The sequence below is a fragment of the Methylobacterium segetis genome, assembly GCF_004348265.1.
GTDB classification, from domain to species: Bacteria; Pseudomonadota; Alphaproteobacteria; order Rhizobiales; family Beijerinckiaceae; genus Methylobacterium; species Methylobacterium segetis.
In genome coordinates, this window is sequence record NZ_SMNT01000079.1 from 1 (window position 1) to 25994 (window position 25994).

At 72.3% G+C, this 25994-nt stretch carries 26 protein-coding genes and 1 pseudogene; 11 read left to right on the top strand and 16 right to left on the bottom strand.

All coding sequences use genetic code 11. From position 1 onward, the window contains the following. The 13 genes from E1J50_RS18700 to E1J50_RS18760 form a co-directional block, all read right to left on the bottom strand. A partial coding sequence (locus E1J50_RS18700; protein ID WP_245516644.1) for an ABC transporter transmembrane domain-containing protein occupies positions 1 to 919 on the bottom strand: 919 nt, incomplete at its 3' end. 372 nt (positions 920 to 1291) lie between these two features. Then, positions 1292 to 2443, bottom strand: coding sequence for a photosynthetic reaction center cytochrome PufC (gene pufC, locus E1J50_RS18705; protein ID WP_132255345.1), 1152 nt, complete (start codon positions 2441 to 2443; stop codon positions 1292 to 1294). Beyond that, positions 2440 to 3417, bottom strand: a complete 978-nt coding sequence (gene pufM, locus E1J50_RS18710) for a photosynthetic reaction center subunit M (RefSeq protein ID WP_132255346.1) — start codon at positions 3415 to 3417, stop codon at positions 2440 to 2442. The genes pufC and pufM overlap by 4 nt, the downstream gene beginning before the upstream one ends. 16 nt (positions 3418 to 3433) lie before the next feature. Beyond that, positions 3434 to 4258, bottom strand: a complete 825-nt coding sequence (pufL, locus tag E1J50_RS18715; RefSeq protein WP_132255347.1) for a photosynthetic reaction center subunit L — start codon at positions 4256 to 4258, stop codon at positions 3434 to 3436. Between the two features lie 160 nt (positions 4259 to 4418). Next, positions 4419 to 4604, bottom strand: a complete 186-nt coding sequence (gene pufA / locus E1J50_RS18720; protein WP_109895715.1) for a light-harvesting antenna LH1, alpha subunit — start codon at positions 4602 to 4604, stop codon at positions 4419 to 4421. Positions 4605 to 4617: 13 nt separating this feature from the next. Beyond that, entirely contained in the window at positions 4618 to 4845 is a 228-nt protein-coding gene (gene pufB / locus E1J50_RS18725) for a light-harvesting antenna LH1, beta subunit (RefSeq protein ID WP_109895717.1), read from the bottom strand. Positions 4846 to 4978: 133 nt separating this feature from the next. After that, positions 4979 to 5197, bottom strand: a complete 219-nt coding sequence (locus E1J50_RS18730; RefSeq protein WP_132255348.1) for a hypothetical protein — start codon at positions 5195 to 5197, stop codon at positions 4979 to 4981. Positions 5198 to 5301: 104 nt separating this feature from the next. Continuing rightward, positions 5302 to 6768: a chlorophyllide a reductase subunit Z gene (bchZ, locus tag E1J50_RS18735; protein ID WP_132255349.1), complete on the bottom strand. Its 1467-nt coding sequence runs from the start codon at positions 6766 to 6768 to the stop codon at positions 5302 to 5304. After that, on the bottom strand, positions 6768 to 8423 hold the full coding sequence (bchY, locus tag E1J50_RS18740; protein WP_132255350.1) for a chlorophyllide a reductase subunit Y: 1656 nt from the start codon (positions 8421 to 8423) through the stop codon (positions 6768 to 6770). The genes bchZ and bchY overlap by 1 nt, the downstream gene beginning before the upstream one ends. A gap of 12 nt (positions 8424 to 8435) precedes the next feature. Continuing rightward, positions 8436 to 9419 carry a chlorophyllide a reductase iron protein subunit X gene (locus E1J50_RS18745; protein WP_132255351.1) on the bottom strand — a complete coding sequence of 328 codons (984 nt, stop codon included), beginning with the start codon at positions 9417 to 9419 and terminating at the stop codon, positions 8436 to 8438. Beyond that, complete coding sequence (gene bchC / locus E1J50_RS18750; RefSeq protein WP_132255352.1) at positions 9416 to 10354, bottom strand: chlorophyll synthesis pathway protein BchC; 939 nt, start codon at positions 10352 to 10354, stop codon at positions 9416 to 9418. The genes E1J50_RS18745 and bchC overlap by 4 nt, the downstream gene beginning before the upstream one ends. 87 nt (positions 10355 to 10441) lie before the next feature. Then, complete coding sequence (locus E1J50_RS18755; protein WP_132255353.1) at positions 10442 to 11617, bottom strand: methyltransferase; 1176 nt, start codon at positions 11615 to 11617, stop codon at positions 10442 to 10444. A gap of 16 nt (positions 11618 to 11633) precedes the next feature. Next, positions 11634 to 12509, bottom strand: coding sequence for a polyprenyl synthetase family protein (locus E1J50_RS18760; RefSeq protein WP_132255354.1), 876 nt, complete (start codon positions 12507 to 12509; stop codon positions 11634 to 11636). Positions 12510 to 12621: 112 nt separating this feature from the next. On the opposite strand from E1J50_RS18760, the gene crtD reads away from it, so the two are divergent. Both crtD and E1J50_RS18770 read left to right on the top strand, forming a co-directional pair. Then, positions 12622 to 14157, top strand: coding sequence for a 1-hydroxycarotenoid 3,4-desaturase CrtD (gene crtD, locus E1J50_RS18765; RefSeq protein ID WP_132255355.1), 1536 nt, complete (start codon positions 12622 to 12624; stop codon positions 14155 to 14157). Then, a complete protein-coding gene (locus tag E1J50_RS18770) occupies positions 14154 to 15017 on the top strand; it encodes a carotenoid 1,2-hydratase (protein WP_132255366.1) in 864 nt (287 codons plus the stop codon). Before crtD ends, E1J50_RS18770 begins: the two co-directional genes overlap by 4 nt. A 39-nt stretch (positions 15018 to 15056) precedes the next feature. Here E1J50_RS18770 and E1J50_RS18775 read toward each other — a convergent pair whose 3' ends face one another. Further along, on the bottom strand, positions 15057 to 16625 hold the full coding sequence (locus E1J50_RS18775; RefSeq protein ID WP_132255356.1) for a GMC oxidoreductase: 1569 nt from the start codon (positions 16623 to 16625) through the stop codon (positions 15057 to 15059). Positions 16626 to 16845: 220 nt separating this feature from the next. Between E1J50_RS18775 and E1J50_RS18780 the strand changes: the two genes are divergently transcribed. From E1J50_RS18780 to E1J50_RS18800, 5 genes are all read left to right on the top strand, one after another. Beyond that, entirely contained in the window at positions 16846 to 17328 is a 483-nt protein-coding gene (locus E1J50_RS18780; protein ID WP_132255357.1) for a DoxX family protein, read from the top strand. Positions 17329 to 17341: 13 nt separating this feature from the next. After that, positions 17342 to 17794, top strand: coding sequence for a cupin domain-containing protein (locus tag E1J50_RS18785; protein ID WP_132255358.1), 453 nt, complete (start codon positions 17342 to 17344; stop codon positions 17792 to 17794). A gap of 11 nt (positions 17795 to 17805) precedes the next feature. Next, positions 17806 to 18705 carry an SMP-30/gluconolactonase/LRE family protein gene (locus E1J50_RS18790; protein WP_132255359.1) on the top strand — a complete coding sequence of 300 codons (900 nt, stop codon included), beginning with the start codon at positions 17806 to 17808 and terminating at the stop codon, positions 18703 to 18705. Next, on the top strand, positions 18702 to 19607 hold the full coding sequence (locus tag E1J50_RS18795) for a VOC family protein (protein ID WP_132255360.1): 906 nt from the start codon (positions 18702 to 18704) through the stop codon (positions 19605 to 19607). The genes E1J50_RS18790 and E1J50_RS18795 overlap by 4 nt, the downstream gene beginning before the upstream one ends. Positions 19608 to 19741: 134 nt before the next feature. Continuing rightward, positions 19742 to 20731, top strand: coding sequence for a catalase family peroxidase (locus E1J50_RS18800; protein ID WP_425374948.1), 990 nt, complete (start codon positions 19742 to 19744; stop codon positions 20729 to 20731). A gap of 42 nt (positions 20732 to 20773) precedes the next feature. Here the strand turns inward: E1J50_RS18800 and E1J50_RS18805 are convergent, their stop codons facing one another. After that, entirely contained in the window at positions 20774 to 21952 is a 1179-nt protein-coding gene (locus E1J50_RS18805; RefSeq protein ID WP_132255362.1) for a PQQ-dependent sugar dehydrogenase, read from the bottom strand. Positions 21953 to 22124: 172 nt separating this feature from the next. On the opposite strand from E1J50_RS18805, the gene lgt reads away from it, so the two are divergent. Further along, positions 22125 to 23015, top strand: coding sequence for a prolipoprotein diacylglyceryl transferase (gene lgt, locus E1J50_RS18810; RefSeq protein WP_132255363.1), 891 nt, complete (start codon positions 22125 to 22127; stop codon positions 23013 to 23015). Continuing rightward, positions 23012 to 24082: a class I SAM-dependent methyltransferase gene (locus E1J50_RS18815; RefSeq protein ID WP_245516645.1), complete on the top strand. Its 1071-nt coding sequence runs from the start codon at positions 23012 to 23014 to the stop codon at positions 24080 to 24082. The genes lgt and E1J50_RS18815 overlap by 4 nt, the downstream gene beginning before the upstream one ends. A 95-nt stretch (positions 24083 to 24177) precedes the next feature. Here the strand turns inward: E1J50_RS18815 and E1J50_RS18820 are convergent, their stop codons facing one another. Next, positions 24178 to 24381, bottom strand: a complete 204-nt coding sequence (locus tag E1J50_RS18820) for a hypothetical protein (protein ID WP_132255364.1) — start codon at positions 24379 to 24381, stop codon at positions 24178 to 24180. Between the two features lie 210 nt (positions 24382 to 24591). Here E1J50_RS18820 and pgeF point away from each other — a divergent pair, with 210 nt between their 5' ends. After that, positions 24592 to 25362 (top strand): peptidoglycan editing factor PgeF, encoded by a 771-nt coding sequence (gene pgeF, locus E1J50_RS18825; RefSeq protein WP_132255365.1) that lies wholly within the window; start codon positions 24592 to 24594, stop codon positions 25360 to 25362. A gap of 276 nt (positions 25363 to 25638) precedes the next feature. Then, positions 25639 to 25994, top strand: a pseudogene (locus E1J50_RS18830) (porin family protein); the annotation flags it as partial.

Below are 25994 nucleotides of genomic sequence, written 5' to 3' on the forward strand. Positions count from 1 at the left end.
CGGCGAGGGAGCGGGCGGGCGCGGGCAGGGCGTGGGGCTGGCCGACGGCGGGGATGCGGGCGAGCAGCTCGGAGAGCCGGACCCAGGCCTGGCGGGCCTGCACGAAGCCCTTCCAGTTGGCGATGGCGAGCTCGGCCGGGGCGAGCGCGCGCGAGACCAGGATCGAGGAGGCGATGATGATGCCGGCGGTGGCCATGTTGTTGATCACGAGCCAGGCGCCCAGCGCCAGCACGCCCGATTGCAGGGCCATGCGGAAGACCTTGGAGCCGGCCCCGAAGCCGCCGGCGACGTCCGAGACGCGCTGCTGGGCGTCCATGTAGTCGCGGTTGGCCGCGGCCCAGCGGGCGCCGAGGCGGCCCTGCATGCCGAGCGCGGCCAGCACCTCGGCGTTGCGGCGGCCGGCCTCGGCCAGGCCGTTGCGGCGCAGGCCGTGGCCGGTGGCGGCCTGGGCGGGGGTGCGGGTGGCGCGGTCGGTGACGAAGGTGACGAGCGCCAGCACGACGGCGCCGACGATGGCGGCGACACCGAGGAGGGGATGGAACAGGAAGCAGATGACGAGGTAGATCGGCATCCAGGGCAGGTCGAAGAAGGCGCCGGGCCCGGCGCCGGCGAGGAAGCTGCGCAGGGCGTCGAGGTCGCGCAGGGGCAGGAGGCCGTCGCCGGGAGCGGCGCCCTTGAGGGGGGCGCGCACGACGAGGTCGAAGACGCGGGCGGAGAGGGCCTCGTCGAGCGCCGCGCCGACGCGGGCGAGGATGCGGGAGCGGATCATCTCCAGCAGGCCCTGGAAGGCGTAGAGGACGAGCGCGAGGGCCACGAGGCCGACCAGCGTGGGCACGGAGCGGCTCGGGATGACGCGGTCGTAGACCTCGAGCATGAAGAACGAGCCCGTCAGGTAGAGCACGTTCACCAGACCGCTCATCACCCCAACGCCGATGAACGCCGTCCGGCATCGGCTCAACGCCGACACGATTTCCGAGTCACGCCCCCTCAGCAAGGTCCCGCTCCCTTCCGCCGCATCCGGCCGGTTCTAGCGCGGCCGGTGCGGCCGGTCATGCCGGAAAGCGAAAACAGAGTTGCGGGACAATCGTGGCGGATTTGAGCGACGCGCCTCTGCCCCGGGCTCCGTCTTCGGCCCGAGCAGCCGCGGGCATCGACTGGCCATCGCGGACGCCAATATTGCCGGAGGGCTCCGTTTCACGGACGTCGCCCTGCCCGAAGGCGGTCCGGGCGCCGGGATCCGGACATGGGCGGAGGCGGGCGGCTCGCGCCGCCCGCCTCCCGAGGTCTCCGCTCACGGCTTCGGAGCGGGCATCTCCGGGGCCGGTGCCGGCGGGGCAGCCGGAACCGGTGCTGCCGGCGCGGGTACCGCCGTGCCGCCGGAGGGCGCGGGCGGGGTGCCGGCCGCGATCTCCGTGGATTTCGTCAGGGAGGGATAGGCCTCGACCACGTGGGCGCCGTTGAGCGGCTTGTTCACGCCGTTGTGGCAGGTGGTGCAGTTGATCTTCGGCACGTCGCCGAGCGCGCCGAGGCGGTTCCTCGGGAAGGTCGATTGCAGCGGCTCCAGGTAGTCGCCGTTGAGGTCGCGCACCATCCGGATCCCGTGCCAGGCCGAGACGCGCTGCGGCGTGCTCTCGCCCCAGTTCGAGATGGCTCGGGTGTTGTGGCAGTAGGTGCAATTGACCCCGAGGCCCTGCGACATGTGCATCATCAGGCCGTAGGTCTTCTCGGCATCCTGGATCGGCTTGCCCCTTCCCTCCGGCAGCGCCGTCGTCGCGTTCACCCGGATGACGGTGTTGTCGATGTCCTTCTTGCCCAGGAACTCGGTCAGGGTGTCGTAGGGCAGCGAGGACAGGCCGACCGATTCCTTGGCGAGGTTCTGGCCGTTGTTGCGGGGGATGAAGCCGGAGCGCGCCTGCGGTCCCGGATCGGTGAACCAGATGTTGGCCGGCACCGGCTGGCCGCGGTGGCAGGTGTAGCAGGTCACCCCCGCCTCGTGGACGTGCTTCTCCTTCCAGGTCGCGTTGATGTGCTGCGTCATCTGCAGCATCCGGCGCGCGACCCGCTTCTGGTAGAGGCTGTCGTCGGCCATGTTCTCGGTGTTGTGGCAGTAGGTGCAGCCCTGCTCGGGCGAGACCCACTCCGTCATCGAGACCATGAGGCGGTTGAACTCGTTCGTGGTCAGGTTCTGCAGGACCTTGACGTTCTCGTAGGTCTTGCCCGCGAGGTCGTCGCCGGGCTCGGCGGGCGCGGCCGCCTCCGGCGCCTTGTTCTCGGCCTTGACCTCGAGCGCGTCGGCCTTCGTCTCGACCTGGGCCATCGCGGTGCCGCGATAGCCGTTCTGGCTCGTGACGAGCGGGGGGCGGTCCCAGCCCGCCGTCCCGAACATCGCGATGGTGAGGAACAGGGCGACGACCGCGCCCGCGACGGTGAGAAGGGTCTTCATTGGCCACCTCCGGCCGCGCTCAGAGGATCGACGATCGGGCCGTAGACGTGGGGATAGGCCGGCGCGACGCCGTGCTTGACCGCCCACAGGTACCAATTGTCGACGACGGTGCCGGTCAGCAGGATGCCGATGCCCCCGGTCAGCGTCGTCAGAACCGCGAACCACCAGGCCCAGCGGTGGACCGATTCCATCGTGGCGTTGAAGCCCATGGTCCAGCGCCAGAACAGGGCCGCGCGCTCGGTGGCGGTGCCGCGCATGACGATCTGGTCGATCTCGCGCTCGGACCCGTAGCGGCTCGTCGCCAGGATGGTCGCCCCGTGCATGGCGAACAGGAGCGTCGACCCGTACAGGAAGACGATCGAGAGCATGTGGAACGGGTTGTAGAAGAGGTTGCCGTAGCGCAGCGAGAAGGCGGCGGTCCAATCGAGGTGCGGGAAGATGCCGAAGGGCACCGCCTCGCTCCACGAGCCCATCATCACCGGCCGGATGAAGCCGAGGACGAGGTAGAGCCAGATCGCGCTCGCGAAGGCCCAGGGCACGTGGGTGCCCAGGCCCAGCGCCCGGGCCCGCCGGTAGAGCCGCACCCACCAGAGCAGGATCGAGGCGGTGAGGAAGAAGCCGGCGATCAGCCACCAGCCGCCCTCGTTGAGCGGCGGCAGGACCTTGAGCCCGTATTGCGGGCGCGGCGGCTCCAGCGCCAGCCAGGGCAATTGCCGCACGAACTGGACCGGGTCCCAGTTCACCGAGGCCCACATGTTGAGGCCGATGATCTCGAAGGCGATGAGCCCGCAGGCGAGCGACAGGCCGCCGAGATACCCGCCGTAGATCGGGCCGACCTGGGCGTTGCCGATCAGGCCGAACAGGTAGCTGTGGAAGGGCCGGCCCCAGCGCCGGTCGACCGCGACGGGCACGCCCATCTCCGGATCGATCGCGCGGACCTGAACCTCCGTGAAGATGTTCTGATAATATGCCATGGCGTTGCCCTTCCCTTCAGCGCCAGACCGGGAGATTGAGCCACCAGCCCCACCATTCCGGCCAGCCCTTGGTCCAGAACGGTCCGCTGATGATGATGCAGACGGCGCTCCAGAAGCCCGCCGAGAGGGCCAGGAACAGGCCGAGGCGGTGGATGCCGAGGGTGCCGATCGAGTAGCCGATCGTGTCGCGGAAGAAGGTGTCCTCGTGCTCCGGCGTCTTCACCACCTCGCCCTTCGGCGGGTTGGTGGAGGAGAGGATCAGCGAGCCGTGCAGCGACAGGGCGAAGGTCGTCGTGAAGAAGAACGACACGCCGAGCATGTGCGCCGGATTGTAGTGGAAGTGCAGGTACTGGTAGCCCGTGTTCGACACCCAATCGAGGTGCGAGAGGATGCCGTAGGGGAAGCCGTGGCCCCAGGCGCCCATCAGGAACGGGCGGATCACGACGAGCGAGACGTAGGCGAAGATCGCCACCGAGAAGGCGAAGGGCACGTGGTAGCCGATGCCGAGCTTGCGGCAGATCTCGACCTCGCGCAGCGCCCAGGAGCAGAAGGCGCCGATGGCGCAGAAGGTGATGAGCTGCCAGAGGCCGCCCTCCTTCAGGGGCGCCAGGGCCAGGCCGTATTTCAGGTCGGGCGGCGCGATGTTGATCTGCCAGATGTTCCAGGTCGGTCCGATCGCCGCCCCGTAGAGGATCAGCGCCGTGCCGAGCACGGAGAAGAAGATCGTCGTCACGCCGAAGAAGCCGACGTAGAACGGGCCCACCCAGAAATCGAACAGGTCCCCGCCGACGAGCGTGCCGCCGCGGACCCGGTACTTCTTCTCGAAACTCAGCATCGCCATCGCGAAACCTCCCGGGGCTCAGGCGTCACGGCGCGCGTCCGCCGTCACGGCAGGGTCGTCGCTGCGGGCGGGGCGCGCCGGTCTCCCGGTGCGGCCCCGTCCGCGGCTCGGATCGTTGCGCGGTCCGGGTCCCGGCGGGGCCGGTCCCGGACGCGCGGGATCACGCCGGGGTCGGCGGAACGATCTGCAGGGTGGCCGCGGCCGCCGCCTTCTTCGGGCCTTCGAGCCAGTTGAACCGGTCGGTGCTGAGCAGGATGAAGTGGATCAGCAGCGCCAGGACGAACAGGAAGGTGAAGAGCGCGACGAGGGTGCGGCGCGGATCGAAGAGGAGCCAAACCTTGTGCATGGTGCGGTCCTCCTCAGGAGAGCATCGAGACGAGGCCGTGGGCGGCGCTCGTCACGCTGTCGAGGGCGGCGTAGCCCTTCGGGCCGGGCAGCCAGGGACGCCACATCCAGACGAGGATGTGCGCGACCACGGCGATCGCCGTGAAGATGATGAAGCTCGTCAAGAAGATCGCGTGGAACTCCTTGGCTTCCGGCTCCGTCAGCCCGGACAGGCTGCTCGGTCTTTCCAATCCATTGGCCATCGTCGAAGACCTCCGCTTGGGCTGGCCGCGCCGTCGGGGGCGCGGCGGGTGTCGCCGTGGCGCGTCGTCCGCCACGGCCGGACTTCCACCCGTTCACCGGGACGGAAGCATCTCGGGCGCCTCGGCCCGCCCCTCAGCCCATGAAGGCGAAGGGGATCGCCGAGACCGCCATGGCCCGCGCCTCGCCGAAGACGGAACGGCGGGCGCCGAGGGCCGGGCGGGCGGGGCCGCGCCCCGGCAGCAGGCGCTGCGAGATCGCGGCGGCGAGGAAGAGGGGGTAGGTCGCGGCCAGGATGACCCGGAACTGGAGGGCCTCCCGGTGCAGGCGCGACGTCGCGTTGGGTCCACGCATGGCCTTGCTCTCCTCAGGCCGTCCCCTCTCGGGACGGGCCGGCTGATCTTCGGGCTGGGACTGTGCCGGGCGCGTCGCCCGGGCGGCTGGAAACGTGGCGGCGCTCATGCGGCGGCCCCGAGCTTGAGGCCCGTCCGGGCCCGGTCGACGTGGTCGGCCCCGACGCTCGCGGCGCCCTCGCCCCGGGCACGGGCCTCGGCCGCGTCCCGCAGGCGCTTGGCCGCCGAGATCCGCACGAGGACGGGCTCGCGCTCGACGAGGGCGTCGAGGGCGGCGCGGGCCGCCTCCTCCCAGGGCAGTTCCCGGTGGAGGCGGGCGGGGGTCGCCTCGACCGCGTCCATGTCGCGGGCGAGCGGCAGGATGTGGAAGAGCGTGTCGAAGAGGGCGTTGCAGACCTCTTGGACGAGGTAGGTCGCCCCCGAATAGCCCATGAAGGGCGTGCCCGTGTGCCGCCGGACGACGGCGCCCGGGAACGAGGCCGGCACGTAGGCCGAGCGGGCGCCGGTCTCGGCGAGGTACATCCGCTCGTTGTAGGAGCCGAACAGGACCAGGGGCGGGCTCTTGGCCACAGCCTCGCGCACGCCCGCATTGTCCGGCTTGGCGCCGGGCTTGCGGGCGACCGCGAAGCTGCAGGGCAGGCCCATCTCCTCCTCGAGGACGTGGCGCACGCCGCGGGCGTAGGTCTCGGTCGCGACGATGCCGAAGCTCGCCGTGCCGAAGAAATCCTGCGTCACCGAGCGCCACAGGTCCCAGACCGGCTTGATCGTGGTGTGGCGCTCGCGCTCGATGAAGGGCTCCGGGTCGAGGCCCAGGATCTCGCCCAGCGAGCGCAGGAACTTCGTGGTCGAGAGCACCCCGATCGGCGCCTGCAGGTAGGGCCGCTCGAGGTCCTCGCAGAGGAGGCGCCCGAACTCCCGGTAGAGGCAGATATTGGCGTCGGCGTTGACGAGCTTGGGCACGTCCGCGAGATGCGAGCCGAGGGGGAAGACGAGGTTGATTTCGGCGCCGATCCCCTCGACGAGGCGCCGGATCTCGGCAAGGTCGGAGGGCATGTTGAAGGTGCCGTAGGCCGGGCCGACGATGTTGACGCGGGGCCGCTCGCCCGCCTTCCGCTCGGGCCGGGCCGGGATGCCCTTCTTGGAAAAGCGCTTGGCGCCGTGCTCCTGCCAGAGCCAGCGCATCGCCCGGTCGGCGGCCTGCCACTGGTCCTCGTCGATGGTGCGGGGCAGGAAGCGCTGGAGGTTCGTGCCCTCCGGCGTCACGCCGCCGCCGATCATCTCGGCGATCGAGCCCGTGACGACGACGCTGGGCTGGCTCGGGTCGAGCGTCGCGTGCGCCCGCTTCATCGCCCCTTCCGTGCCGTGGCGGCCGAGCTCCTCCTCGGCGAGCCCCGTCACCACGATGGGCAATTCGTGCGGCGGCAGGGCGTCCGTGTAGTGCAGGACCGAGGTGACGGGCAGGTTCTCGCAGCCCACCGGCCCGTCGATGACGACCTGCAGCCCCTTGATCGCGGTGAAGACGTAGGCCGCGCCCCAGTAGCCGCCGGCTCTGTCGTGATCGAGGACGAGCATCAGGCCATCTCCCCGATCGGATCGTGGGCGTGCGCCCTGGGCTTGGCGGCCGGCGCGCTCTTGCGGGCCTTCGGCACCTCTTCCCAGATGCCGGCGGCGTGGCCCTGGCCGACGCCCTCGAAGAAGTCGCGCATCCGGTCGAACCGGGCCCGGTTGCCGAGCGCCGCGTTGACGATGGTCGCGAGCGAGCCCGCGCCCGCCACCCCCATCAGGGGCCGCGCCGAGATCAGGTTCGTGAAGTAGAGGGCGGGAACGCCCTGCTCCTTGGCCTTCTGCACCACCGGCGTCGTGCCGATGGCGAGGTCCGGCTTGAACTCGGCGAAGGCGGCGAGGTCGTCCTCGAGTGAGGCCCGGTAGCGCACCGTGACGCCGCGGGATTCGAGCCAGTCGAGATCCTCCTCCGAGTGGAGGGTGCGCGGGCAGGCGGTGCCGACGTAGCGCAGGTCCGCCCCGCTCTCGACGAGGAGGCGGCCGACGAGGAGTTCCGAGCCCTCGTAGCCCGAGAGCGTGATGCGGCCCCGGATCGGGGCGGCCTGGAGCGCCCCGCGGATCGGCGGCAGCAGCCGGTTCTGCGCGGCCTCGACGACCTGGCGCGGCACGCCGCAGGCCTCCCCGATCCGGGAGATCCAGTTCGCGGTGCCGTCGTGGCCGACCGGAGCGGAGCCGACCACGGGGCGGCCCGCCGCCTCGAACTCGCGCAGGCTCGCCGTGTAGAACGGGTGGATCGCCGCCACAGCCGCCCCGTCGAGGGCCGCGTAGAGCTCGCGCCATTCCCGCGTCGGCACGACGGGGCCGGCAGCCAGACCGATCGCCCCGAGCATGGCGCCGATCACCACGGGGTCGGCCGGGAACATCTCGCCGAGCAGCGTCACGGTCGGGCGCTCGGAGCGGCCGGACCGCGGTGCCTGGACCGGCCCCTGCTCGGCCTCCGTGCGGGCGACCCGCAGCATGGCGCCGGCCAGCACGTCCTTGGCCTCGGCATGGGTCGGCACGCCGAAGCCCGGCACGTCGATGCCGATGACGCGCACCCCGTCGATCTCCTTCGGCAGGAGGCGGAGCGGCACGCCGGAGGCGGTCGGCACGCAGAGGTTGATGACGACGACGGCGTCGTAATCCTCGGGCTTCGCCGTGGCGTGCACCGCCTCCCGGATGTCCTCGAACAGCTTGCCGGTGACGAGGGTCTCGGAGTTGAACGGCACGTAGCCGACGCTGCGGCGCGCTCCGTAGAAATGCGAGGTGAAGGTGAGGCCGTAGACGCAGCAGGCCGAGCCCGACAGGATCGTCGCCGTGCGCCGCATCCGGAGGCCGACGCGCAGGGAGCCGAAGGCCGGGCACATGCTCTGCGGCTGGTCGTGGGGGCCGGCGGGATAGTCGCGGGCCAGCGCCTCCAGCGTCTCGCTCATGCCCGCGGCCGCGGCGGCCGCGCGCAGCGTGTCCTTGCCGCCGTGGCAGCCGAGCCCGTCGCCCCGGGTCCCGTCGCCCGGGATCCCTTCGCCCCGGGTCCCTTCGCCCCGGGTCCCTTCGCCCGGGGTCCCTTCGCCCTTGGCGGCGGCGAGGTCGACGACCTCGGCGGGCGCCGCCTGCGCCCCCTGGAGGGCGGAGGCCGGCCGCTCGCGGCGGGCGCGGAGATCGGCGATGTCGAGGGTGACGGCCATGCGCGTGTCCCCTCAGACCGTGTCGTAGACGACTTCGAGGGACGGCTTCACGATCGGGCTCGTGCCGCACATGTCCTCGAACGTGGCGGGTTCCAGAACCACGTCGCGGCCGACCGTCTCGCTCGCGAAGAGGCCGAGCAGCCCGTCCTGGCTGAGGGGCCTGGGCTGGTGGGGCGCCGCCTCGGCGACGTTCTGAGCGAGGTCGGCGAAGAGCGAGCCCCAGCGCCCGTCCGGCTTGCCGATGATCTCGTAGTTCGCGCTCTTGCGGCGGATGTCCTCGTCGGCGGGGATCGAGGCGAGGACCGGGATGCCGACGCTCTCGGCGAAGGCCTGCGCCTCGCCCGTGCCGTCGTCCTTGTTGATGACGAGGCCGCCGACGCCGACATTGCCGCCGAGCTTGCGGAAATACTCCACCGCCGAGCAGACGTTGTTGGCGACGTAGAGCGATTGCAGGTCGTTCGAGCCGACGACGATGACCTTCTGGCACATGTCGCGGGCGATCGGCAGGCCGAAGCCGCCGCAGACCACGTCGCCGAGGAAGTCGAGCAGGACGTAGTCGAAGCCCCATTCGTGGAAGCCGAGCTTCTCGAGCAATTCGAAGCCGTGGATGATGCCGCGCCCACCGCAGCCGCGCCCCACTTCCGGCCCGCCGAGCTCCATCGCGTAGACGCCGTCGCGCTTGAAGCAGACGTCGCCGATGGCGACCGCCTCGCCCGCGAGCTTCTTCTTCGTCGAGGTCTCGATGATGGTCGGGCAGGCGCGCCCGCCGAAGAGCAGCGAGGTCGTGTCGCTCTTCGGGTCGCAGCCGATCAGCAGCACCTTCTTGCCCTGCTGGGCCATCATGTAGCTGAGATTGGCCAGCGTGAACGACTTGCCGATGCCGCCCTTGCCGTAGATCGCGATGATCTGCGTCTCCTTGCGCGCGGCGGTCGGAACCGGGTCCGGCTCCTGAGCCGCTTCCGCGCGGAGCGCCGCGCCGGTCAGGTGCATGTTCATGGACGGCCCCTCCAATCGAGGATCATCTTCAGGCAGGCGGCCTCGCCGAAGGCCGTGCGGTAGGCCTCGCCCGCCTCCGCCGCGGGGCGGCGATGGGTGATGAGGCCGTCGAGGGAGAGCGCGCCGCGCTCGATCAGGGCGGTAACCGCCGCGAGGTCGGCGGGCCGGAACTCGGCGGCGACCCGGATCCGCGCCTCGCGCAGGAAGGCCGGCGGGAAGGCGAAGGCGAGCGGCGCCTCGTAGAAGCCGGCGAGCACGATCTCGCCGCCGGGCGCGAGCCGCGCGATCAGCGCGTCGAGGATGCCGGAATCGCCGCTGACGTCGGTGATCGTGGCGTAGTCGCGCCGCTCGTCGGTCTCCGGCGCGAGGACGGGGTAGCCGAAATCGCCGCGTGCCCGGACCGGGTTGGTCTCCCACACGGTCGGCACCCCGCCGGCGAGCACGCTGAGCCGGGCCAGGAGCCGCCCGAGCACTCCGTGCCCGACGATGAGCGCGCGCTCGCCCGGGCTGATGCCGGCGAGCGCGTGGTAGGCGGTCGCCGCGAGCGCGATCAGCACGCCGCGCTCGCCCAGCCCCGGGTCGATCGCCACCAGACGGTCGGCCGGGACGACGAGGTGCGAGGCCGCGCCCCCGAACAGGCCGCGCACCGCGCCGAAGCAGCGGGCGCCGGGAACGAACACGCTCTGCCCGACGCGCAGCCCGGAGCCGGGGGGCGCCTCCATCACGGTGCCGACGGATTCGTAACCGGGGACGAGGGGGTAGCCCATGCCGGGGAAGCTCGGCATGCGGCCGGACCAGAGCAGGCGCTCGGTCCCTGTGGAGATGCCGCTCCAGGTGACGGCGACCACGGCGTCGCCCTCGCCAGCCGGCGTCAGCGTCAGGCGGGTGAGCGCCAGCTGCTCCGGTCTTTCGAGAACGACGGCCGTCGCGTCCATGCCCGATGCCCTTCCGCCCCATCGACAGACCTTGTGGCCTGCCCTTTCCGTCATCCTAGAATGACAGCAACATGCGTCAAGGCATATTTACACATTCTCGAACGGACGCGAGGCGACGACCATGCCGGTGAGCAGCGGGCGGCGGGTCGAGCGCGTCCGGATCCCGGTGAAACCCGCCTGCGCCAGCATGCGGCCGAGCTCGTCTGCGGAGCGGGCCCGCCCGCTGCCCATCGCCAGCAGGTAGAAGCCGAAATACGCGTCCCCGATCGGCTCGGCGCCGGGCGTCCCGGCCATCGGCTCGGCGATGACGAGGCGGCCGCCCGGCGGCAGGGCGGCGTAGGCGGCCCGCAGGAGGCGCAGGGCCGGCCCGTCGTCGTGGTCGTGGACGATGCGCACGAGCGTGATCACGTCGGCGCCCGGCGGCAGGGGCGAATCGAGGAAGCTGCCGCCGTGGCAGGCGATTCGGCCGCCGAGGCCCCGCGCGGCGAGGCTGGCGCGGGCCCGCTCGGCCACGGGGGGCAGGTCGAGGAGCATCAGGCGCAGGCCCGGGCAGCGCCGGGCGGCGGCAGCGGCGAAGGTGCCCTCGCCGCCGCCGACATCCATCAGGCAGGCATGGTCGGCGAACGGATAGGCGTCGAGCACGTCCTCGGCGATCAGGCTCTGGGAGGCCGACATCAGGCCGCTGTAGCCGGCCACCGCCTCGGCGGGGATCGCGCCGGAATCCGCCGCCTCGGCATAGGGCCAGTAGCCGGACAGCCGGGTCGGTCCCGCCTCCCCGCGCAGCAGCGCCACGGGGTCGCGCAGATCCTCGTAGAGCATCGCGTGGTGCTCGATCATCGCGGCGACGGACGGGTTGCCGATCAGCGCCGCGCCGAGATCGGCGAGGGCGTAGCGGCCGTCCGCGAGGCGGGCGAGGAGGTCGAGGGAGGCGGCGGCCCGGAGCAGGCGCTCGGCCCGATCGGGGGGAAGCCGCAGGCGCTGGGCCAGCGCCTCGACGCCCATCGCCCCGTCCGCGAGGATGCGGAACAGGTCGAGGCGGATGCAGGCGTAGAGCACCTGCGCGTAGACGAAGCCGGCGCAGAGGTCGAACAGGGCGCGGGTGTTGCGCTGCGCCACCCGCCGGGTGAGCGGGAAGCCCGCGGCCCAGCGCTGGAAGGCCGGGCTCGCCACCCGCGCGTTGCGGAAGGCCCGCCAGCGCTCGCGCCAGCCCGGAGCCCGGGCGGGCGCGTCCCGCGCGGGCACGGTGCCGGCCCGCGGGCTCATCGGGCCTGCGCGCCCCTCACGCCAGCAACTCCTCCCGCTGCAGGCTCGCCGGCAGGAACAGGCGGGTCTGGGCCGCGATCTCGGCGCGGAGCGCGTCGGCGCCGGGGCAGGCCGGGATCACCTCGATCGCCTCGCGGGCGAGCCGCTTCAGGCGCTCCAGGGCGCCGCCCATGCCGAGCAGCAAGGCCGCGTTCGGCCGGCCGAGGGTGGCGTCGCGGCCCGCCGGCTTCCCGATCTCCTCCTGGCGGCAGGCGACGTCGCGCAGGTCATCGGCGACCTGATAGGCCTCGCCGAGGCACTCGCCGAGGAGCCGCCACGGCAGCGAGGGCGCACCCGCGGCGGCCGCGCCCGTCACGGTAGCGGCGGCGAAGAGCGCGCCCGTCTTGGCCTGCTGGTAATTCGAGAGCGCGACCTCCGGCTCCGATTCCCAGGCCTGGCCCGCCACGATGCCGGCGGGCGAGCCGACCGCGCGGGCGACGAGCCCGACGAGGGAGGCGAGGCGCTCCGGCTGCCGCGCGGCGCCCCGCGCCAGGGTCTCGAAGGCGAGCACGATCAGCGCGTCGCCGGTCAGCACGGCCAGCGGCTCGCCGTAGGCGACGTGGACCGAGGGCTTCTGCCGGCGCATCGGCGCGTCGTCGAAGCAGGGCAGGTCGTCGTGGACCAGGGAGGCGCAGTGGAGGAGCTCGATCGCGGCCGCCGCCGCGTCGGAGGAGGCGGGATCGTCGTCCCCGCAGGCCGCCGCCACCGCGAGGCAGAGGCGAGGCCGGATGCGGTGCCCGCCCGGGAAGACCGCGTAGCGGATCGCCTCCGCGAGCCGGGGCGGCGCGCCGGGCGCCTCCGCGTGGGCCACCGCCATGTCGAGAACGCGCTCGATCCGCCTGCCGGCATCCATCCGCACCTCCCGTATCTGTCGTTCTGGATTGTCGGTGCAATCTGTCCAATATAGTTGACACGGGTGCGGGCCGATAGCAACGCCGCATTGCAGGGATCGAGGGGGGCGGAGCGTGCGCGCGGAGCGGGTCGTCGTCGTCGGGGCCGGGATCGGGGGGCTGGTGGCAGCGCTCCGCCTCGCCCATGCGGGCCTCGACGTGACGGTTCTGGAGCGGGCCGACGCGCCCGGCGGCAAGATGCGCGCCGTGGCGGTGGGCGCGCGGGCGGTCGAGGCCGGCCCCACCGTCTTCACCATGCGCTGGTTCCTGGAGGAGATCTTTTCCGAGGCCGGGGAGCGGCTCGACGAGCACGTGCGGCTCTCCCCCGCCCGCCTCCTCGCCCGGCATGCCTGGAGCGGGACCGAGCGGCTCGACCTCTTCGCCGACATCGACGAATCGGCCGCGGCCATCGCGGCCTTGGCGGGCGCGCGGGAGGCCGAGGGCTACCGGCGCTTCTGCGCCCGGGCCGCGGAGGTCTACCGGACGCTGGAGGGGCCGTTCATCCGCGGCGAGCGCCCGAGCCCGGTCGACCTCGCCCTCCGGGTCGGCCCCTGGGGCATGGCGGATCTCTGGCGCATCCAGCCCTTCGCGACGCTCTGGGGGGCGCTCGGCGATTACTTCCGCGATTCCCGCCTGCGCCAGCTCTTCGGCCGCTACGCCACCTATTGCGGCTCCTCGCCCTTCGAGGCGCCCGCCACCCTGATGCTCGTCGCCCACGTGGAGCAGGCGGGCGTCTGGTACGTGGAGGGCGGCCTGAGCCGGCTTGCGCGGGCCGTGGCGGATCTCGCGGAGGCGCGCGGCGCCCGCATCCGCTATCGGACCGGCGCGGCCGCGATCCTCGCCGAGGGCGGCCGGGTCTCGGGCGTCGTGACGGATACGGGCGAGCGGATCGCGGCGGAGCGGGTCGTGGCCAATGCCGACGTCTCGGCGCTCGCCGCCGGGCTGTTCGGACGCGAGGCGGCCCGCGCCGCCGAGGGCGTGCCGGCGGAGGAGCGCTCGCTCTCCGCGGTGACGGTCTGCCTCGCGGCCCGGCCCGAGGGGTTCCCCCTCGCCCACCACAGCGTGTTCTTCTCGGGCGATTACCGGGCGGAGTTCGAGGCGATCCGCCGGGGGCGGCTCCCCGCCGACCCGACGGTCTACGTCTGCGCACAGGACCGGGCGGACGCGGACGCGCCGACCGGTGCCCCGGAGCGGCTGCTCCTGCTCGTCAATGCCCCGGCCCGGGGCGAGACCCCCCTCACAGCGGAGGAGATCGGCTCATGCGAGACCTCGATGCGGGCGCGCCTCTCGGCCTGCGGGCTGGCGCTGAACCCGGAGCCCGGCCCGGTGACGACGGCGCCCTCGGATTTCGCCGCCCTTTTCCCGGGGACGGGGGGCGCGCTCTACGGGCGGGCCTCGAAGGGCTGGGCGGCGACCTTCCGGCGGCCGGGGGCGCGGACCAGCCTGCCCGGCCTCTACCTCGCGGGGGGCAGCGTCCATCCGGGGCCGGGGGTGCCGATGGCGGCGCAATCGGGGCGGATCGCGGCCGACAGCCTGCTGCGGGATCTCGGCCGCGTTTCGACACGCCCGTCGGCCCCGGCGGCTACGCGTGGTGGTACGTCGACGCGCTGAGCGAGGACGGACGCCAGGGCCTCACGCTCATCGCCTTCATCGGCTCCGTGTTCTCGCCCTATTACGCCTGGGACCCGGCCCGCGACCCGTTCGACCATTGCGCGCTGAACGTCGTCCTCTACGGGCGCCCGGGGCGCTTCTGCATGACCGAGCGCGGGCACGCCTCCCTCTCGCGGGACGCCGACCACATCCGCATCGGCCCGAGCGCGATGGACTGGGACGGCACCTGCCTGACGATCCGCATCGACGAGGTGGGGGCGCCGATCCCCAGGCGGGTGCGCGGCACGGTGCGGCTCCATCCGCCGGGCTTCACGGCCGGCCCCTTCACCCTGGACGCCGCCGGCGAGCACCGCTGGTGGCCGATGGCACCCTCCTGCCCCGTCGAGGTCTCCCTCGACGCGCCGGGCCTCGCCTGGCGCGGCACCGCCTATTTCGACACCAACCACGGCGACACGGCCCTGGAGGAGGCGTTCGCGAGCTGGACCTGGTGCCGGGCCGACATGCCGGACGGGGCCGCCATCCTCTACGACGTGCGCCGCCGCGACGGCTCGGGCCAGAACCTGTCGCTGCGCTTCGACCGGACGGGCGCGCGCCGCGAGATCCGCCCGCCCCTGGCCGCACCCCTGCCCCCCACCGGCCTCTGGCGGATCCCGCGCGAGACCCGCAGCGACGACGGGCATGCGCGGGTGCTGACGACCTTCGAGGACACGCCGTTCTACGCGCGCTCGCTGCTGGCCTCGACGCTCGGCGGCGAGCCGGTCCAGGCGGTGCACGAGAGCCTGTGCCTGGCCCGCTTCCGGAATCCGATCGTTCGGCTCATGCTGCCCTTCCGGATGCCGCGCAGGGCGTCGAGCCCTTGATCGGGCGGGGCTCGTCGCCCCGGACCCGGGATGGGCGCCCTACGACAGGCGGTCCGCGATGTGATCGCTCACGCGCAGCGCATTGGCGATGATCGTGAGCGTCGGGTTCACGGCGCCGATCGAGGGGAAGAAGCTCGCATCCGTCACGTACAGGTTGTCGAGTTCGTGCGCCTTGCAGGTGAGGTCGAGCACCGACGCCTTCGGGTCCGTGCCGAAGCGGAGCGTGCCCGCCTGATGGGCGGTGCCGGAGAGCGGGATGTTCTTGCCGAGGTAGAGCGAGCGCTCGAACAGGTAGGTGTAGGCGCCGCCGGGCCGCAGCAGGTCGGAGAGCTTGGTCCTCAGCCGGTCGTGCGCCTCCCGGTTCGTCTCGCGGATGTCGAGGATGGTGCGGCCGGCGGCATCGATCGTGACGCGGTTGTCGGGGTGGGGCAGGTCCTCACTCTGCAACCAGAAATCCATGGAATGACGCGCCACCATGTCGAACGGGGCATCCGGCAGGAAGCCCGTCCATCTCGGGAATTCCTCGCCGCGGATCTGGTCCGGATGCGTCTTCGCGCACATCTGGATCAGGCCCATCGGGTAGTCCCAATCGTCCGACTCGAAGTAGAAGTCCGAGACCGCGAGCGTCTTCTGGAAGACGGTGTCGTTGACCTCCTTCGAGAGGGCCATCAGCACGGACATGTTGTGGCGCATGTAGTTGCGGCCGACCTGATCCGAGCCGTTGGCGAGCCCGTTCGGGTGGGCGGCATTGGCCGAGCGCAGGAGGAGCAGCGCCGAGGAGAGCGCCCCGCAGGCCACCACCACGATGTCGGCGGCGTAACGCTCCTCCCTCCCCTCGCGCGTGACGTGTATGGCGGTGACCGTCCGGCCGGCGGCGTCGGTCTCCAGCCTCGAGACGTAGGCGTTCGTCAGGAGGGTGGCGTTGGGGTGGGCCGCGAGCGTCGGGTCGACGGTCATCACCTGCGCGTCCGCCTTGCCGTTGAGGAGGCAGGGAAATCCGTCGAATGCGTCGCAGCGGATGCAGATGCTGGTCGGCGTCGGCTTGCCCTCCCGCTCGTCGAGGCGGATGCCGAGGGGCAGGTGGAACGGGCGCAGCCCCACCTTTCCCCAATCGTCCGACAACCTCTGGATGCGCGGCTCGTGGGCGACGCCCGGATGGTCGTAGGGCGCGCTCGCCCAGGGCTCGGTCGGGTCCTCGCCCCGGTTGCCGTGCACGCTGAACAATTGCTCGGCCTGCGTGTAGTAGGGCTCGAATTCCGCGTAGGAGACCGGCCAGGCCGGCGAGAGTCCGTCGACGTGGCGCACCGCGCCGAAATCCCGCTCGCGCAACCGCAGCAGCGCGGCGCCGTACACCTTGGAATTGCCGCCCACGTAATAGTGGAGCGCCGGGCTGAAGGAGCGCCCGTCGCCGCCGTACCACGTCTCCCGCGCCTGGTAGGCGCCGTCGACGAAGACCGTTCGCGCGTTCCAATTGTCCTGGCTGCGGGGCAGGTAATCGCCCCGCTCCAGGAGCAGGACGCGCTTGCCCGTCTTCGCCAGCCGGTGGAACACCGAGCCGCCGCCGGGGCCGCTGCCGATGATGATGACGTCGTAACGGTCCTGCGCCATCGCGGCTCTCCCCGACTCGGCTTCCCGCGTGCCGCCAACGTGGCCGTGCCCGCGCCGTTCCGCGATGCAACACCAGCACGATTCGGTGACGCTCCGGCGCTTCGTCCCGCACCGCACGCAGGGCTGCCCTCGGCCGCAACCCGGGGCAAGCGTGGGCGTTCACCCGGCGGTTGACCGCCGCCGATCCGCCGCGCCCGTTCAGCGAAGGAGGGGATTTCCGATGACCTGGCTCGACCTCGCCGCCGGCCCCCTGCTCGCCAAGATCTGCCTCGTCGTGCTCTTCCCCTTCAGCGCGCTGGACAAGGTGATGCACTGGGACGAGGCCATGAAGCAGGCCTCGTCCGGCCCCCTGCCCGGCGCGGCCCTGATGCTGATCCTCGGCACCCTCGTCGAGACGGTCGCGCCGATCTGCATCGTGACCGGGTATTACGACCGCATCGCCGCCTTCCTGCTCGCCGGCTTCTGCGCGGTCACGGCGGTGCTGTTCCACCGCTTCTGGGAATTCCCCGGCTTCTGGTCGAAGAAGGGCGAGGGGAACGCGCATTTCTGGGATTTCTGGAAGAATTTCGGGCTCGTCGGCGGCCTCCTCCTCGTCACCCTCGGCGGGAGCTACGCACCGGCCTCCGACATCCTGGCCCACCCGCTCTCGTCCGGCCCGCAGGCAGCCCCGGCCGACCTCGCGCGGTCCCTGCCCACACCGTGACCCGGAGGCCGCGATGGCGGGCGAGAAGCCGAAGGTGCCCTACTGGCATGTCTGGACGGATGCGGAGGGGGTCAGCCACCAGGACCGGTTCGAGCTCACCGAGTTCGACCTCAAGACCATGAAGCCGCCGGCCGACCCGCAATGGCAGGGCACCAAGCGCACGAACCGCTCGACCGTGATGGTGACGGTGCAGCCGGTCGGCTGGGTGGGCCAGTGGCACGAGAACCCGAAGCCGCAATGGATCGTGCCCCTCTCGGGGCGCTGGTTCGTCGAGACCCTCGACGGCACCCGCGTCGAGATGGGGCCGGGCGAACTCTCCTTCGGCGAGGACCAGAACACCCGTCCCGACGCGGACGGGCGCACCGGCCACCTCTCCGGCACGATCGGCGACGAGCCCGCCGTGCTGATGGTGGTGCAGATCGAGGACGAGGCGCCGACGATCGGCCGGCCGGGCCGGTTCCGCTGAAGGAGGGCCGCATGGACGGATTCGTGATCCACGATCCCCGCTTCCGGGCCTACGTTCTGCCGAACGCACCTCTGGAGACGCTCGGCGAGGGCTTCCGCTGGTGCGAGGGGCCGGTCTGGTTCGCGGACCGGGGCGAGTTGCTGTTCAGCGACCTGCCGAACGACCGGGTGATGCGCTGGAGCGCGAGCGGGGGCCTGAGCGTCTTTCGCCAGCCCGCGAATTTCGAGAACGGCCACGCCCGCGACCGGGAGGGCCGGCTCCTCTCCTGCTCCCACCGGGGCCGCTGCGTCACGCGGACCGAGCTCGACGGGCGCGTGACGGTGCTGGCCGACCGGTATCGCGGCAAGCGGCTGAATTCGCCCAACGACATCGTCTGCCGCTCGGACGGGACGATCTGGTTCACCGACCCGCCCTACGGCATCCAGACCGACTACGAGGGCGGCAAGCAGGATTCCGAGCTGCCGGCGACCGTCTACCGTCTTGATCCGCGGGACGGCGCGCTCAGCGCCGTCGCCGACGATTTCCAGGGGCCGAACGGCCTCTGCTTCTCGCCGGACGAGGGCCTGCTCTACATCGCGGAGAGCGGGCTGCAATTCGTCGAGGACCCGCTGCAGCAGATCCGCGTCTTCGAGGTGGCCGAGACCGGCCTTCGCGCAGGCCGCGTCTTTCACAGCGTGGAGCCCGGCTTCGCCGACGGCTTCCGCTGCGACGAGCACGGCAACATCTGGTCGAGCGCGGGGGACGGGGTGCATTGCATCGACCCGTCCGGCGCGCTGCTCGGGCGGATCCTCGTGCCGTCCACCGTGTCGAACCTCGCCTTCGGCGGGCGCGACCTCAGCCGCCTGTTCCTCTGCGCCTCCCACACCCTCTACGCGATCACCGTCAACGTGCGCGGGGCGCGCCTCCTGTGAGCGGCGTCTCCGCCCTCGTCGCCATCAGCCGGACCGTGGCGGATCTCGGCCGGACGGAAGCCTTCTACCGCGACGGGCTCGGCTTCGCCCGCGTCGCGCCGCCGGAGCCGGTGCCGGCGCCGATCCGCGAGGCGATGGGCCTCGGGTCCGCCCGGGCGACGCGCCTGCGGATGCGGCTCGGCGCGCAGGCGATGGACTTCCTCGCCGTCGACCCGCCCGGCGCGCCCTACCCGCTCGCGCGCGCCGCCACCGACCCCGTCTTCCAGCACGTCGCGATCCCCGTCCGCGACATGGAGGCGGCGATGCGCCAACTCGGCGCCCGGAGCCCGGAGCCGATCAGCCGCGGCGGCCCGCAGCGCCTGCCCGCCTCCTCGGGCGGCGTGACGGCCTACAAGTTCCGCGATGGCGACGGCCACCCGGTGGAGCTGATCCTCTTCCCCGACGGCCCGGCCGCCGAGCGCTGGCGGGACGCGCCGGGCCTGTTCCTCGGCATCGACCACTCGGCCCTCACGGTGAGCGATTGCGAGGCGGCGCTCCGCTTCTTCACCGGCCCCCTCGGGCTCGCGATCGCCTCGCGGGGCCTGAATGCCGGGCCCGAGCAGGAGCGCCTCGACGGCGTGCCGGACCCGGAGGTCGACGTGATCGGCCTCACGCCTCCCGCCGCGACGCCGCATGTGGAGCTGCTTCACTACCGGCGGCCCCCGCCCCAGGGGCTCGCGGGCCGGTTCGGTCCGCGCGACCGGGCGAGCACGCGGCTCGTCTTCGCCGCGCCCGATCCGGGGGACCTCGCCGCCGCCCTGCGCGGCGCCGGCCACACGCTCGCCCTGTCCCGGGACGGCAGCGTCGCCTACGGCGCGGGGCCGGACGGCCACGGGATCCTGTTCCTGCGCGAAAGCCCGTGACGACACGCCGGGGCGGCGCAACCGGAGCGTGAAACCTCTTGCGTTGCCGTCGCCCTCTGCCAGACATTGCTGCACCGCACGGCAACGCTTCGGCCACCCGCCCGGGGCGCGCCGCCGCAAGGGGAACCGTCATGATGCAGAGGACTTTCGTTCGCGCGCTCGCCATCGGCCTCGCGCTCGGCCTGCCGGGCGCGGCGCACGCGCAGCCGGATGGCGCGACCACGGCCGAGCAGACCGTCGACGCCATGAACGCGCTGTTCGGGAAACATTCCGGCATCCGCGCCAACCACGCCAAGGGCGTCGTGGCGGAGGGCAGCTTCACCCCCTCGCCCGAGGCCGGCAAGCTCAGCAAGGCCTCCCTGTTCGCGGGGGCGGCCGTGCCGGTCACGATCCGCTTCTCGGACGCGACCGGCGTGCCGACGATTCCCGACGGGTCGGTGAAGGCGAACCCGCACGGCATGGCCCTCAAGTTCAAGCTCGCCGACGGCAGCGAGATGGATGTCGTGGTGAACGCCCTGAAGTTCTTCCCCGTCGCCACCGGCGAGGAGTTCCGCGACCTCCTCGTCGCCGCCTCGAAGAGCGGGCCCGACGCGCCGCACCCGACGCCCCTGGAGCAATTCGGGCAGAGCCACCCCGCCGCGGCCGCGGCCGGCGGCACCGCGAAGACCCCGACGAGCTTCGCCCGCCAGACCTACAACGGCGTCAACGCCTTCGTCTTCGTCGACAAGGACGGCAAGCGCCAGCCCTTCCGCTACCGCTTCGTGCCCGCGCAGGGCGAGGAGGTGCTGAGCGAGGCGGAGGCGAAGACGAAGGCCCCGAACTACCTCGTCGACGAGATCGGCCCCCGCCTCGCGCGGGAGCCGGCGACCTTCCGGGTCCTCGCGCAGCTCGCCGAGCCGGGCGACCCGACGAACGACGCCACCAAGCCCTGGCCGGACGCGCGCCGCACCGTCGATCTCGGCACGCTGACGGTCACGAAGACGGTGCCCGACAGCGCGAGCGCGGAGAAGGCCCTGCTCTTCATGCCGAACGCGCTGACCGACGGGATCGAGGTCTCGGACGATCCGCTGATCGACGCCCGGGTGCAGGCCTACGCGGTCTCGTTCGGGCGCCGGACGCAGTAGCCGCGGCCCGCGATCCCGGAGGCGCCTCCGGGATCGCGGGGCTCAGCCCGCGTAGCTGATCCGGTAGATGATCCCGTGCTGGTCGTCGCCGAGATAGAGGCTGCCGTCCTTGGCCACCGCGAGGCCGAAGGGGCGGGCGAAGCGCGACCAGCCGCTCGGGCCGCCCTCGCTGAGGAAGCCGCTCACGAAGGGCTCGACCGATTTCGGCTCGCCGTTCTCGAAGCGGACCCGCAGCACCTCGTAGCCGCTCGGGGGCTTGCGGTTCCACGAGCCGTGCATCGTGACGAAGGCGTCGCCGCGATAGGCCTGCGGGAACTGGGTGCCGCCGTAGAAGACCATCTGCATCGAGGAGGCGTGGGCCGTCCAGGTCAGGACCGGGCGCTCGCTCGCCCTGTCCCAATCCTCGAGGCTGCCCTTCGGCGGCTCGCGGTAGAGGTTCTTCATGCCGGCCCCGAAGATGAAGGGCCAGCCGTACTTCTTGCCCGCCTCGATCCGGTTGAGTTCCTCCGGCTGCTCCTCGTCCCCGAGCCAGTCGACGCCGTCGTCCCAGCCGTAGAGGGCCTTGGTCTGCGGCTGCCAATCGAAGCCGATCGTGTTGCGCAGGCCCGAGGCGACGATCTCGCGGGCGCTGCCGTCCGGCTTCATCCGCACCATCGTGGCGTTCTCGGGGTTGCGCTCCTCGCACTCGTTGCAGGTCGAGCCGAGGCTTGCGTAGAGCATCCCGTCCGGCCCGAAGGCAATCGTGCGGTTCGGGTGCTGGCCCGCATCCGGCAGGTCGGCCACGATCTCGGTCTCGGGCCCGAGGGCGCCGTCCTTGTTGAGCGGCGCGGCGTAGATCGCCTTGACCGTCACGTAGAACAGCCGGCCCTCGTGCAGGGCGAGGCCGTGCACGTCCTTCTTGCGCAGGACGACCTGCGGTTCGGCGGGCTTGGCCGGGTCGATCCGCGTGACGGTGCCGGCGTCCCGGTCGCTGACGTAGAGCGCGCCGTCCGGCGCCACCACGATGACGCGGGGCTTGCCGAGCCCCTCGGCGAATTTCTCGATGCGGAAGCCCGCGGGCAGCTTCAGGCCCGCGATGCGCGCCTGCGTCGCCTCCAGCGGCGCCGCCTTCACCACATGGGCCTCGACCGTCGCCGTGCCGGGATAGTTGAGGGCCTGGGCGAGCGCCGGGGCGGACACGGCGCAGAGGGTCAGGGCCAGAAGGGTGCGGCCGAGCGGCATGGACGGTCCTGGGTGCGGGTCGGGGGCAGGAGAGGGGGTTGAACCCCGCCTGCCCCGCCCGGTTCCGGGCCCGCGCCGGGACGGATGGGCGCAGGCTCCGCCCCGGCCCCGAGGCTTGACGCCCCGGGGAGCGCGCGTCCAATGCGCCCGCCCGAAACCGGAGGCTTGTGGGATGCCGCCGCTCCTCGCCCTGCCCTTCCCGGCGATCGACCCGGTGGCCGTCGCCATCGGCCCGATCACCATCAAGTGGTACGCGCTCGCCTACATCGCCGGCCTCGTCGGCGGCTGGTACTACGCGCGCCGCCTCGTGATGGCCGACCGGCTCTGGGGCGTGGTCCGCCGCCCGACCCTCAACGACATCGACGACCTGATCGTCTGGGTGGCGCTCGGCGTCGTGCTCGGCGGCCGCCTCGGCTACGTGCTGTTCTACAACCTGCCGCTCTACCTCTCCGACCCGATCGAGATCTTCGCGATCCGCAACGGCGGCATGTCGTTCCACGGCGGCTTCCTCGGCGCCATCCTGGCGATGCTGCTCTTCGCCCGGTCGCGCCGGCTCAACGGCTACACGCTCCTCGATCTCGGGGCGGTCACGGTGCCGATCGGCCTGTTCTTCGGCCGCATCGCCAATTTCGTGAACGGCGAGCTCTGGGGCCGGATCGCGCCGGATTTCCCCTACGCCGTGGTCTTCCCCACGGGCGGCCCCCTGCCCCGCCACCCGAGCCAGCTCTACGAGGCGGCGACGGAGGGGTTCCTGCTCTTCGTGGTGATGGCGCTCAGCGTGCGCCGCTTCGGCTTCCGCAAGCCGGGCCTGCTCGGCGGCATCTTCGTCCTCGGCTACGCGCTGGCCCGGACGATCTGCGAGTTCTTCCGCGAGCCGGACCGGCAGCTCGGCTACCTGTTCGGCGCCGATCTCGGTCCGCTCGGCGGCGGCGTCACCATGGGGATGCTGCTCTGCCTGCCGATGGCGCTGGTCGGCCTCGCCTACATCGTGCTCGCGGCCCGCGGCCATACCCGCCCGCGCCACCCGGTCGAGGAGGCCGGCGACGTCCCGGTGAAGGCGTGAGCCCCCTCGGCGAGGAGATCGCCCTGCTGATCCGCCAGACGGGGCCGATCGGCATCGACCGCTACATGAGCCTCTGCCTCGGCCACCCGGTCCACGGCTATTACCGGACCCGCGATCCCATCGGCGCGCGGGGCGACTTCACCACCGCCCCCGAGATCAGCCAGATGTTCGGGGAGCTGATCGGCCTCTGGGTCGCCGCGATCCGGGGGATGCTGGATCCCGCCGCGCAGCCACGCCTCGTGGAGCTCGGGCCCGGGCGCGGCACGCTGATGGCGGACGCCCTGCGGGCGCTCGGCTCGGTCCTGCCGGACGCGGCCATCGACCTCCACCTCGTCGAGACGAGCCCCCCGCTGCGCGCGGCCCAGGCGGCCGCCCTCTCCCGCCACCGGCCGACCTGGCACGAGGGCCTCGCCGGCCTGCCGGAGGGGCCGGTGATCGCGATCGCCAACGAGTTCTTCGATTGCCTGCCCGTGCGCCAGTTCGCGCGCACGGAGCGCGGCTGGTGCGAGCGCCTCGTCGGGCTCTCGGCCGCGGGCGGCCTCGCCTTCGGCCTCGCGCCCGATCCCGAGCCCGGCATCCGGGCCGAGGCCCCGCCCGGCGCCCTCCTGACGCTGCCCTCGGCCGGCCTCGGCGTGATGCGCGACCTCGCCGCCCGCCTGACGCGCGCGGGCGGCGTGCTGCTCCTCATCGATTACGGCCACGTCGCGCCGGGTTTCGGGGACACGCTCCAGGCCCTGTCGCGCCATCGCTTCGCCGACCCGCTGGCGGAGCCGGGCGAGGCCGACCTCACGGCGCATGTGGATTTCGCGGCCCTCGCGCAGGCGGCGCGCGGCGAGGGCGCGCGCGTCCACGGCCCGGTCGAGCAGCGCGACTTCCTGCTGGATCTCGGCCTCCTCGCGCGGGCCGAGCGGCTGAAGCGGGCGGCGAGCCCGGCCCAGGGCGCGGCGATTGAGGCGGCGGTGGCGCGCCTGACGGATCCGGCCGAGGGCGGGATGGGGCGCCTGTTCAAGGTGATGGCGGTGAGCGGCCCGGGCCTCGCCGGAGTGCCGGGTCTGCCGCCGCCCTGAACCCTCGCCCGCGAGACAAGGCCACTCGCGAGACAAGGCCGCCCGAGCCCCGGCGCCGCCGGACGGCGCCGGCCCCGGCCCGCCGGCGGGCGGCCTCAGCTCTCGAAGGAGGCGAAGCCCTCCGGCGCGGCGGTGCGGATGCGCCCGGCCTGCGGCTCGGCCGGACGCGGGCGGCCGAGGCCCGGCGCGGCGGAGGGCTCGCCATCCGCGTCCGCGCCGAGCGGCGCGCGCAGCGGCGGGAGCCCCGTCTCGGGGACGGAGGGCCAGATGGGACGGTCGGGCTGGATCTGCTGGGCCATCAATCCTTCCTCACGCTGTCGCGGTGCCGGCGCGAGCCGGCAACCGCCCTGAAAGCGCGAGGCAAAGTCGGATCGCGCCTGCGGGTTCCACGCGCGGTCCCGAGCCTGCGATCGGCGGAAGCGTCGCGCGCGCCATCGTCTCGCCCCCGCGGGTGCGCTATCGAACCCCCTCCAGCGAACCGGCCGCCCGGCCCGAACCGGAGTTCCGCGATGTTCCTCGAAGCGCCCGAGCTGAGGCCGTTCCCCGCCATCCGCCACGCCTTCTTCACCCGGGAAGGGGGCGTCTCGGAGGGCATCTTCGCCTCCCTCAACGGCGGCCTCGGCTCGGGCGATGCCCCGGAGCGCGTGGGTGAGAACCGCGCGCGGATGTGCGCGCATCTCGGCGTGCCGGAGGGCCGCCTCGTCAGCCTCTATCAGGTCCATTCGGCCGAGGTCGTGACGGTCGAGGCGCCCTACGCGCTCGCCGAACGTCCGAAAGCGGACGCCATGGTCACCCGCGTCCCCGGCCTCGCCCTCGGCATCGCAACCGCCGATTGCGGCCCGATCCTGTTCGCCGATCCGGACAACCGGGTCGTTGGCGCGGCCCATGCGGGCTGGAAGGGCGCGCTCGGCGGCGTCGTCGCGGCCACCGTCTCCGCCATGGAGGCGCTCGGGGCCGAGCGCGGCCGCATCGTCGCGGTTCTCGGACCCACGATCGCGCAGGGATCCTACGAGGTCGGGCCCGACTTCATCGAGCGCTTCGGCCGCGAGGCGCCGGCCGGGGCGCGCTTCCTCGCCCCCGGCACCCGCCCGGGCCACGCCCAGTTCGACCTGCCGGGCTTCATCCTGGAGCGGCTCGGCGAGGCCGGCATCGCCCGGGCCGCGTCCCTCGGGCTCTGCACCTACGCGGACCCGGACCGCTTCTACAGCTTCCGCCGGACCACCCACCGGGGCGAGCCGGATTACGGCCGGCTGATTTCCGCGATCTGTCTCACTCCCTGATCCGCCACATTTCCCGGTTCCCGGGTGCGACAATCTGTCAGGTCATTGAGAACAGAAAAAGCGTGGCCGCAACTGAACCTTGGCCATTGAAGCGCGTTTTACGGTCAAGGTGTCAGGGGAAGAATGAGGCGTTCATCGCCACAAAGGGGCCGCCTTCGCAGCGGTCGGCGTGGTCGCCCGGCAACAGCATCCCTGGGATCGCTCGCATAAGTACGGGGAAGTCGTGCCGGACGGGCCCTAACGGCCGACGGCACTGGACGAGTAGAGGACCAGATCATGAAGTCTATGCTTCGGGGCGCCACCGCCCTCGCCGGAATCGCGCTTGCCGGCTCCGCCTTCGCTGCCGACCTTCCGCGTCGTGCGGCTCCGCCGCCGGTGTTCACGCCGGTTCCGGTGTTCACCTGGACGGGCTTCTACGCGGGCTTCAACGCCGGCTACGCCTTTGACACCAGCTAGAACAGCAACCGCACCTTCGGCGTGCCCGGCCTGAACGGCGCCGGCCAGGTGCTGACGGCGGTTCCCGGCGTGCCCACCACCGCCACCTTCCGCCAGAACGACCTCGACGGCTTCACCGGCGGCGGCCAGATCGGCTACAACTACCAGTTCACGCCGGGCTCGGGCTTCGTGGTCGG

What these genes read in the sequence shown, in the direction of transcription:
- pufC (WP_132255345.1), bottom strand. Translation starts at nt 2,443, where the DNA reads ATGAAGACCCTTCTCACCGTCGCGGGCGCGGTCGTCGCCCTGTTCCTC.
- E1J50_RS18790 (WP_132255359.1), top strand. Translation starts at nt 17,806, where the DNA reads ATGGACGGATTCGTGATCCACGATCCCCGCTTCCGGGCCTACGTTCTG.
- E1J50_RS18800 (WP_425374948.1), top strand. Translation starts at nt 19,742, where the DNA reads ATGCAGAGGACTTTCGTTCGCGCGCTCGCCATCGGCCTCGCGCTCGGC.
- pufM (WP_132255346.1), bottom strand. Translation starts at nt 3,417, where the DNA reads ATGGCATATTATCAGAACATCTTCACGGAGGTTCAGGTCCGCGCGATC.
- pufB (WP_109895717.1), bottom strand. Translation starts at nt 4,845, where the DNA reads ATGGCCAATGGATTGGAAAGACCGAGCAGCCTGTCCGGGCTGACGGAG.
- E1J50_RS18785 (WP_132255358.1), top strand. Translation starts at nt 17,342, where the DNA reads ATGGCGGGCGAGAAGCCGAAGGTGCCCTACTGGCATGTCTGGACGGAT.
- E1J50_RS18730 (WP_132255348.1), bottom strand. Translation starts at nt 5,197, where the DNA reads ATGCGTGGACCCAACGCGACGTCGCGCCTGCACCGGGAGGCCCTCCAG.
- E1J50_RS18755 (WP_132255353.1), bottom strand. Translation starts at nt 11,617, where the DNA reads ATGAGCCCGCGGGCCGGCACCGTGCCCGCGCGGGACGCGCCCGCCCGG.
- lgt (WP_132255363.1), top strand. Translation starts at nt 22,125, where the DNA reads ATGCCGCCGCTCCTCGCCCTGCCCTTCCCGGCGATCGACCCGGTGGCC.
- bchC (WP_132255352.1), bottom strand. Translation starts at nt 10,354, where the DNA reads ATGGACGCGACGGCCGTCGTTCTCGAAAGACCGGAGCAGCTGGCGCTC.
- E1J50_RS18780 (WP_132255357.1), top strand. Translation starts at nt 16,846, where the DNA reads ATGACCTGGCTCGACCTCGCCGCCGGCCCCCTGCTCGCCAAGATCTGC.
- bchY (WP_132255350.1), bottom strand. Translation starts at nt 8,423, where the DNA reads ATGGCCGTCACCCTCGACATCGCCGATCTCCGCGCCCGCCGCGAGCGG.
- E1J50_RS18745 (WP_132255351.1), bottom strand. Translation starts at nt 9,419, where the DNA reads ATGAACATGCACCTGACCGGCGCGGCGCTCCGCGCGGAAGCGGCTCAG.
- E1J50_RS18760 (WP_132255354.1), bottom strand. Translation starts at nt 12,509, where the DNA reads ATGGATGCCGGCAGGCGGATCGAGCGCGTTCTCGACATGGCGGTGGCC.
- bchZ (WP_132255349.1), bottom strand. Translation starts at nt 6,768, where the DNA reads ATGCTCGTCCTCGATCACGACAGAGCCGGCGGCTACTGGGGCGCGGCC.
- pgeF (WP_132255365.1), top strand. Translation starts at nt 24,592, where the DNA reads ATGTTCCTCGAAGCGCCCGAGCTGAGGCCGTTCCCCGCCATCCGCCAC.
- E1J50_RS18805 (WP_132255362.1), bottom strand. Translation starts at nt 21,952, where the DNA reads ATGCCGCTCGGCCGCACCCTTCTGGCCCTGACCCTCTGCGCCGTGTCC.
- pufA (WP_109895715.1), bottom strand. Translation starts at nt 4,604, where the DNA reads ATGCACAAGGTTTGGCTCCTCTTCGATCCGCGCCGCACCCTCGTCGCG.
- E1J50_RS18775 (WP_132255356.1), bottom strand. Translation starts at nt 16,625, where the DNA reads ATGGCGCAGGACCGTTACGACGTCATCATCATCGGCAGCGGCCCCGGC.
- pufL (WP_132255347.1), bottom strand. Translation starts at nt 4,258, where the DNA reads ATGGCGATGCTGAGTTTCGAGAAGAAGTACCGGGTCCGCGGCGGCACG.
- E1J50_RS18820 (WP_132255364.1), bottom strand. Translation starts at nt 24,381, where the DNA reads ATGGCCCAGCAGATCCAGCCCGACCGTCCCATCTGGCCCTCCGTCCCC.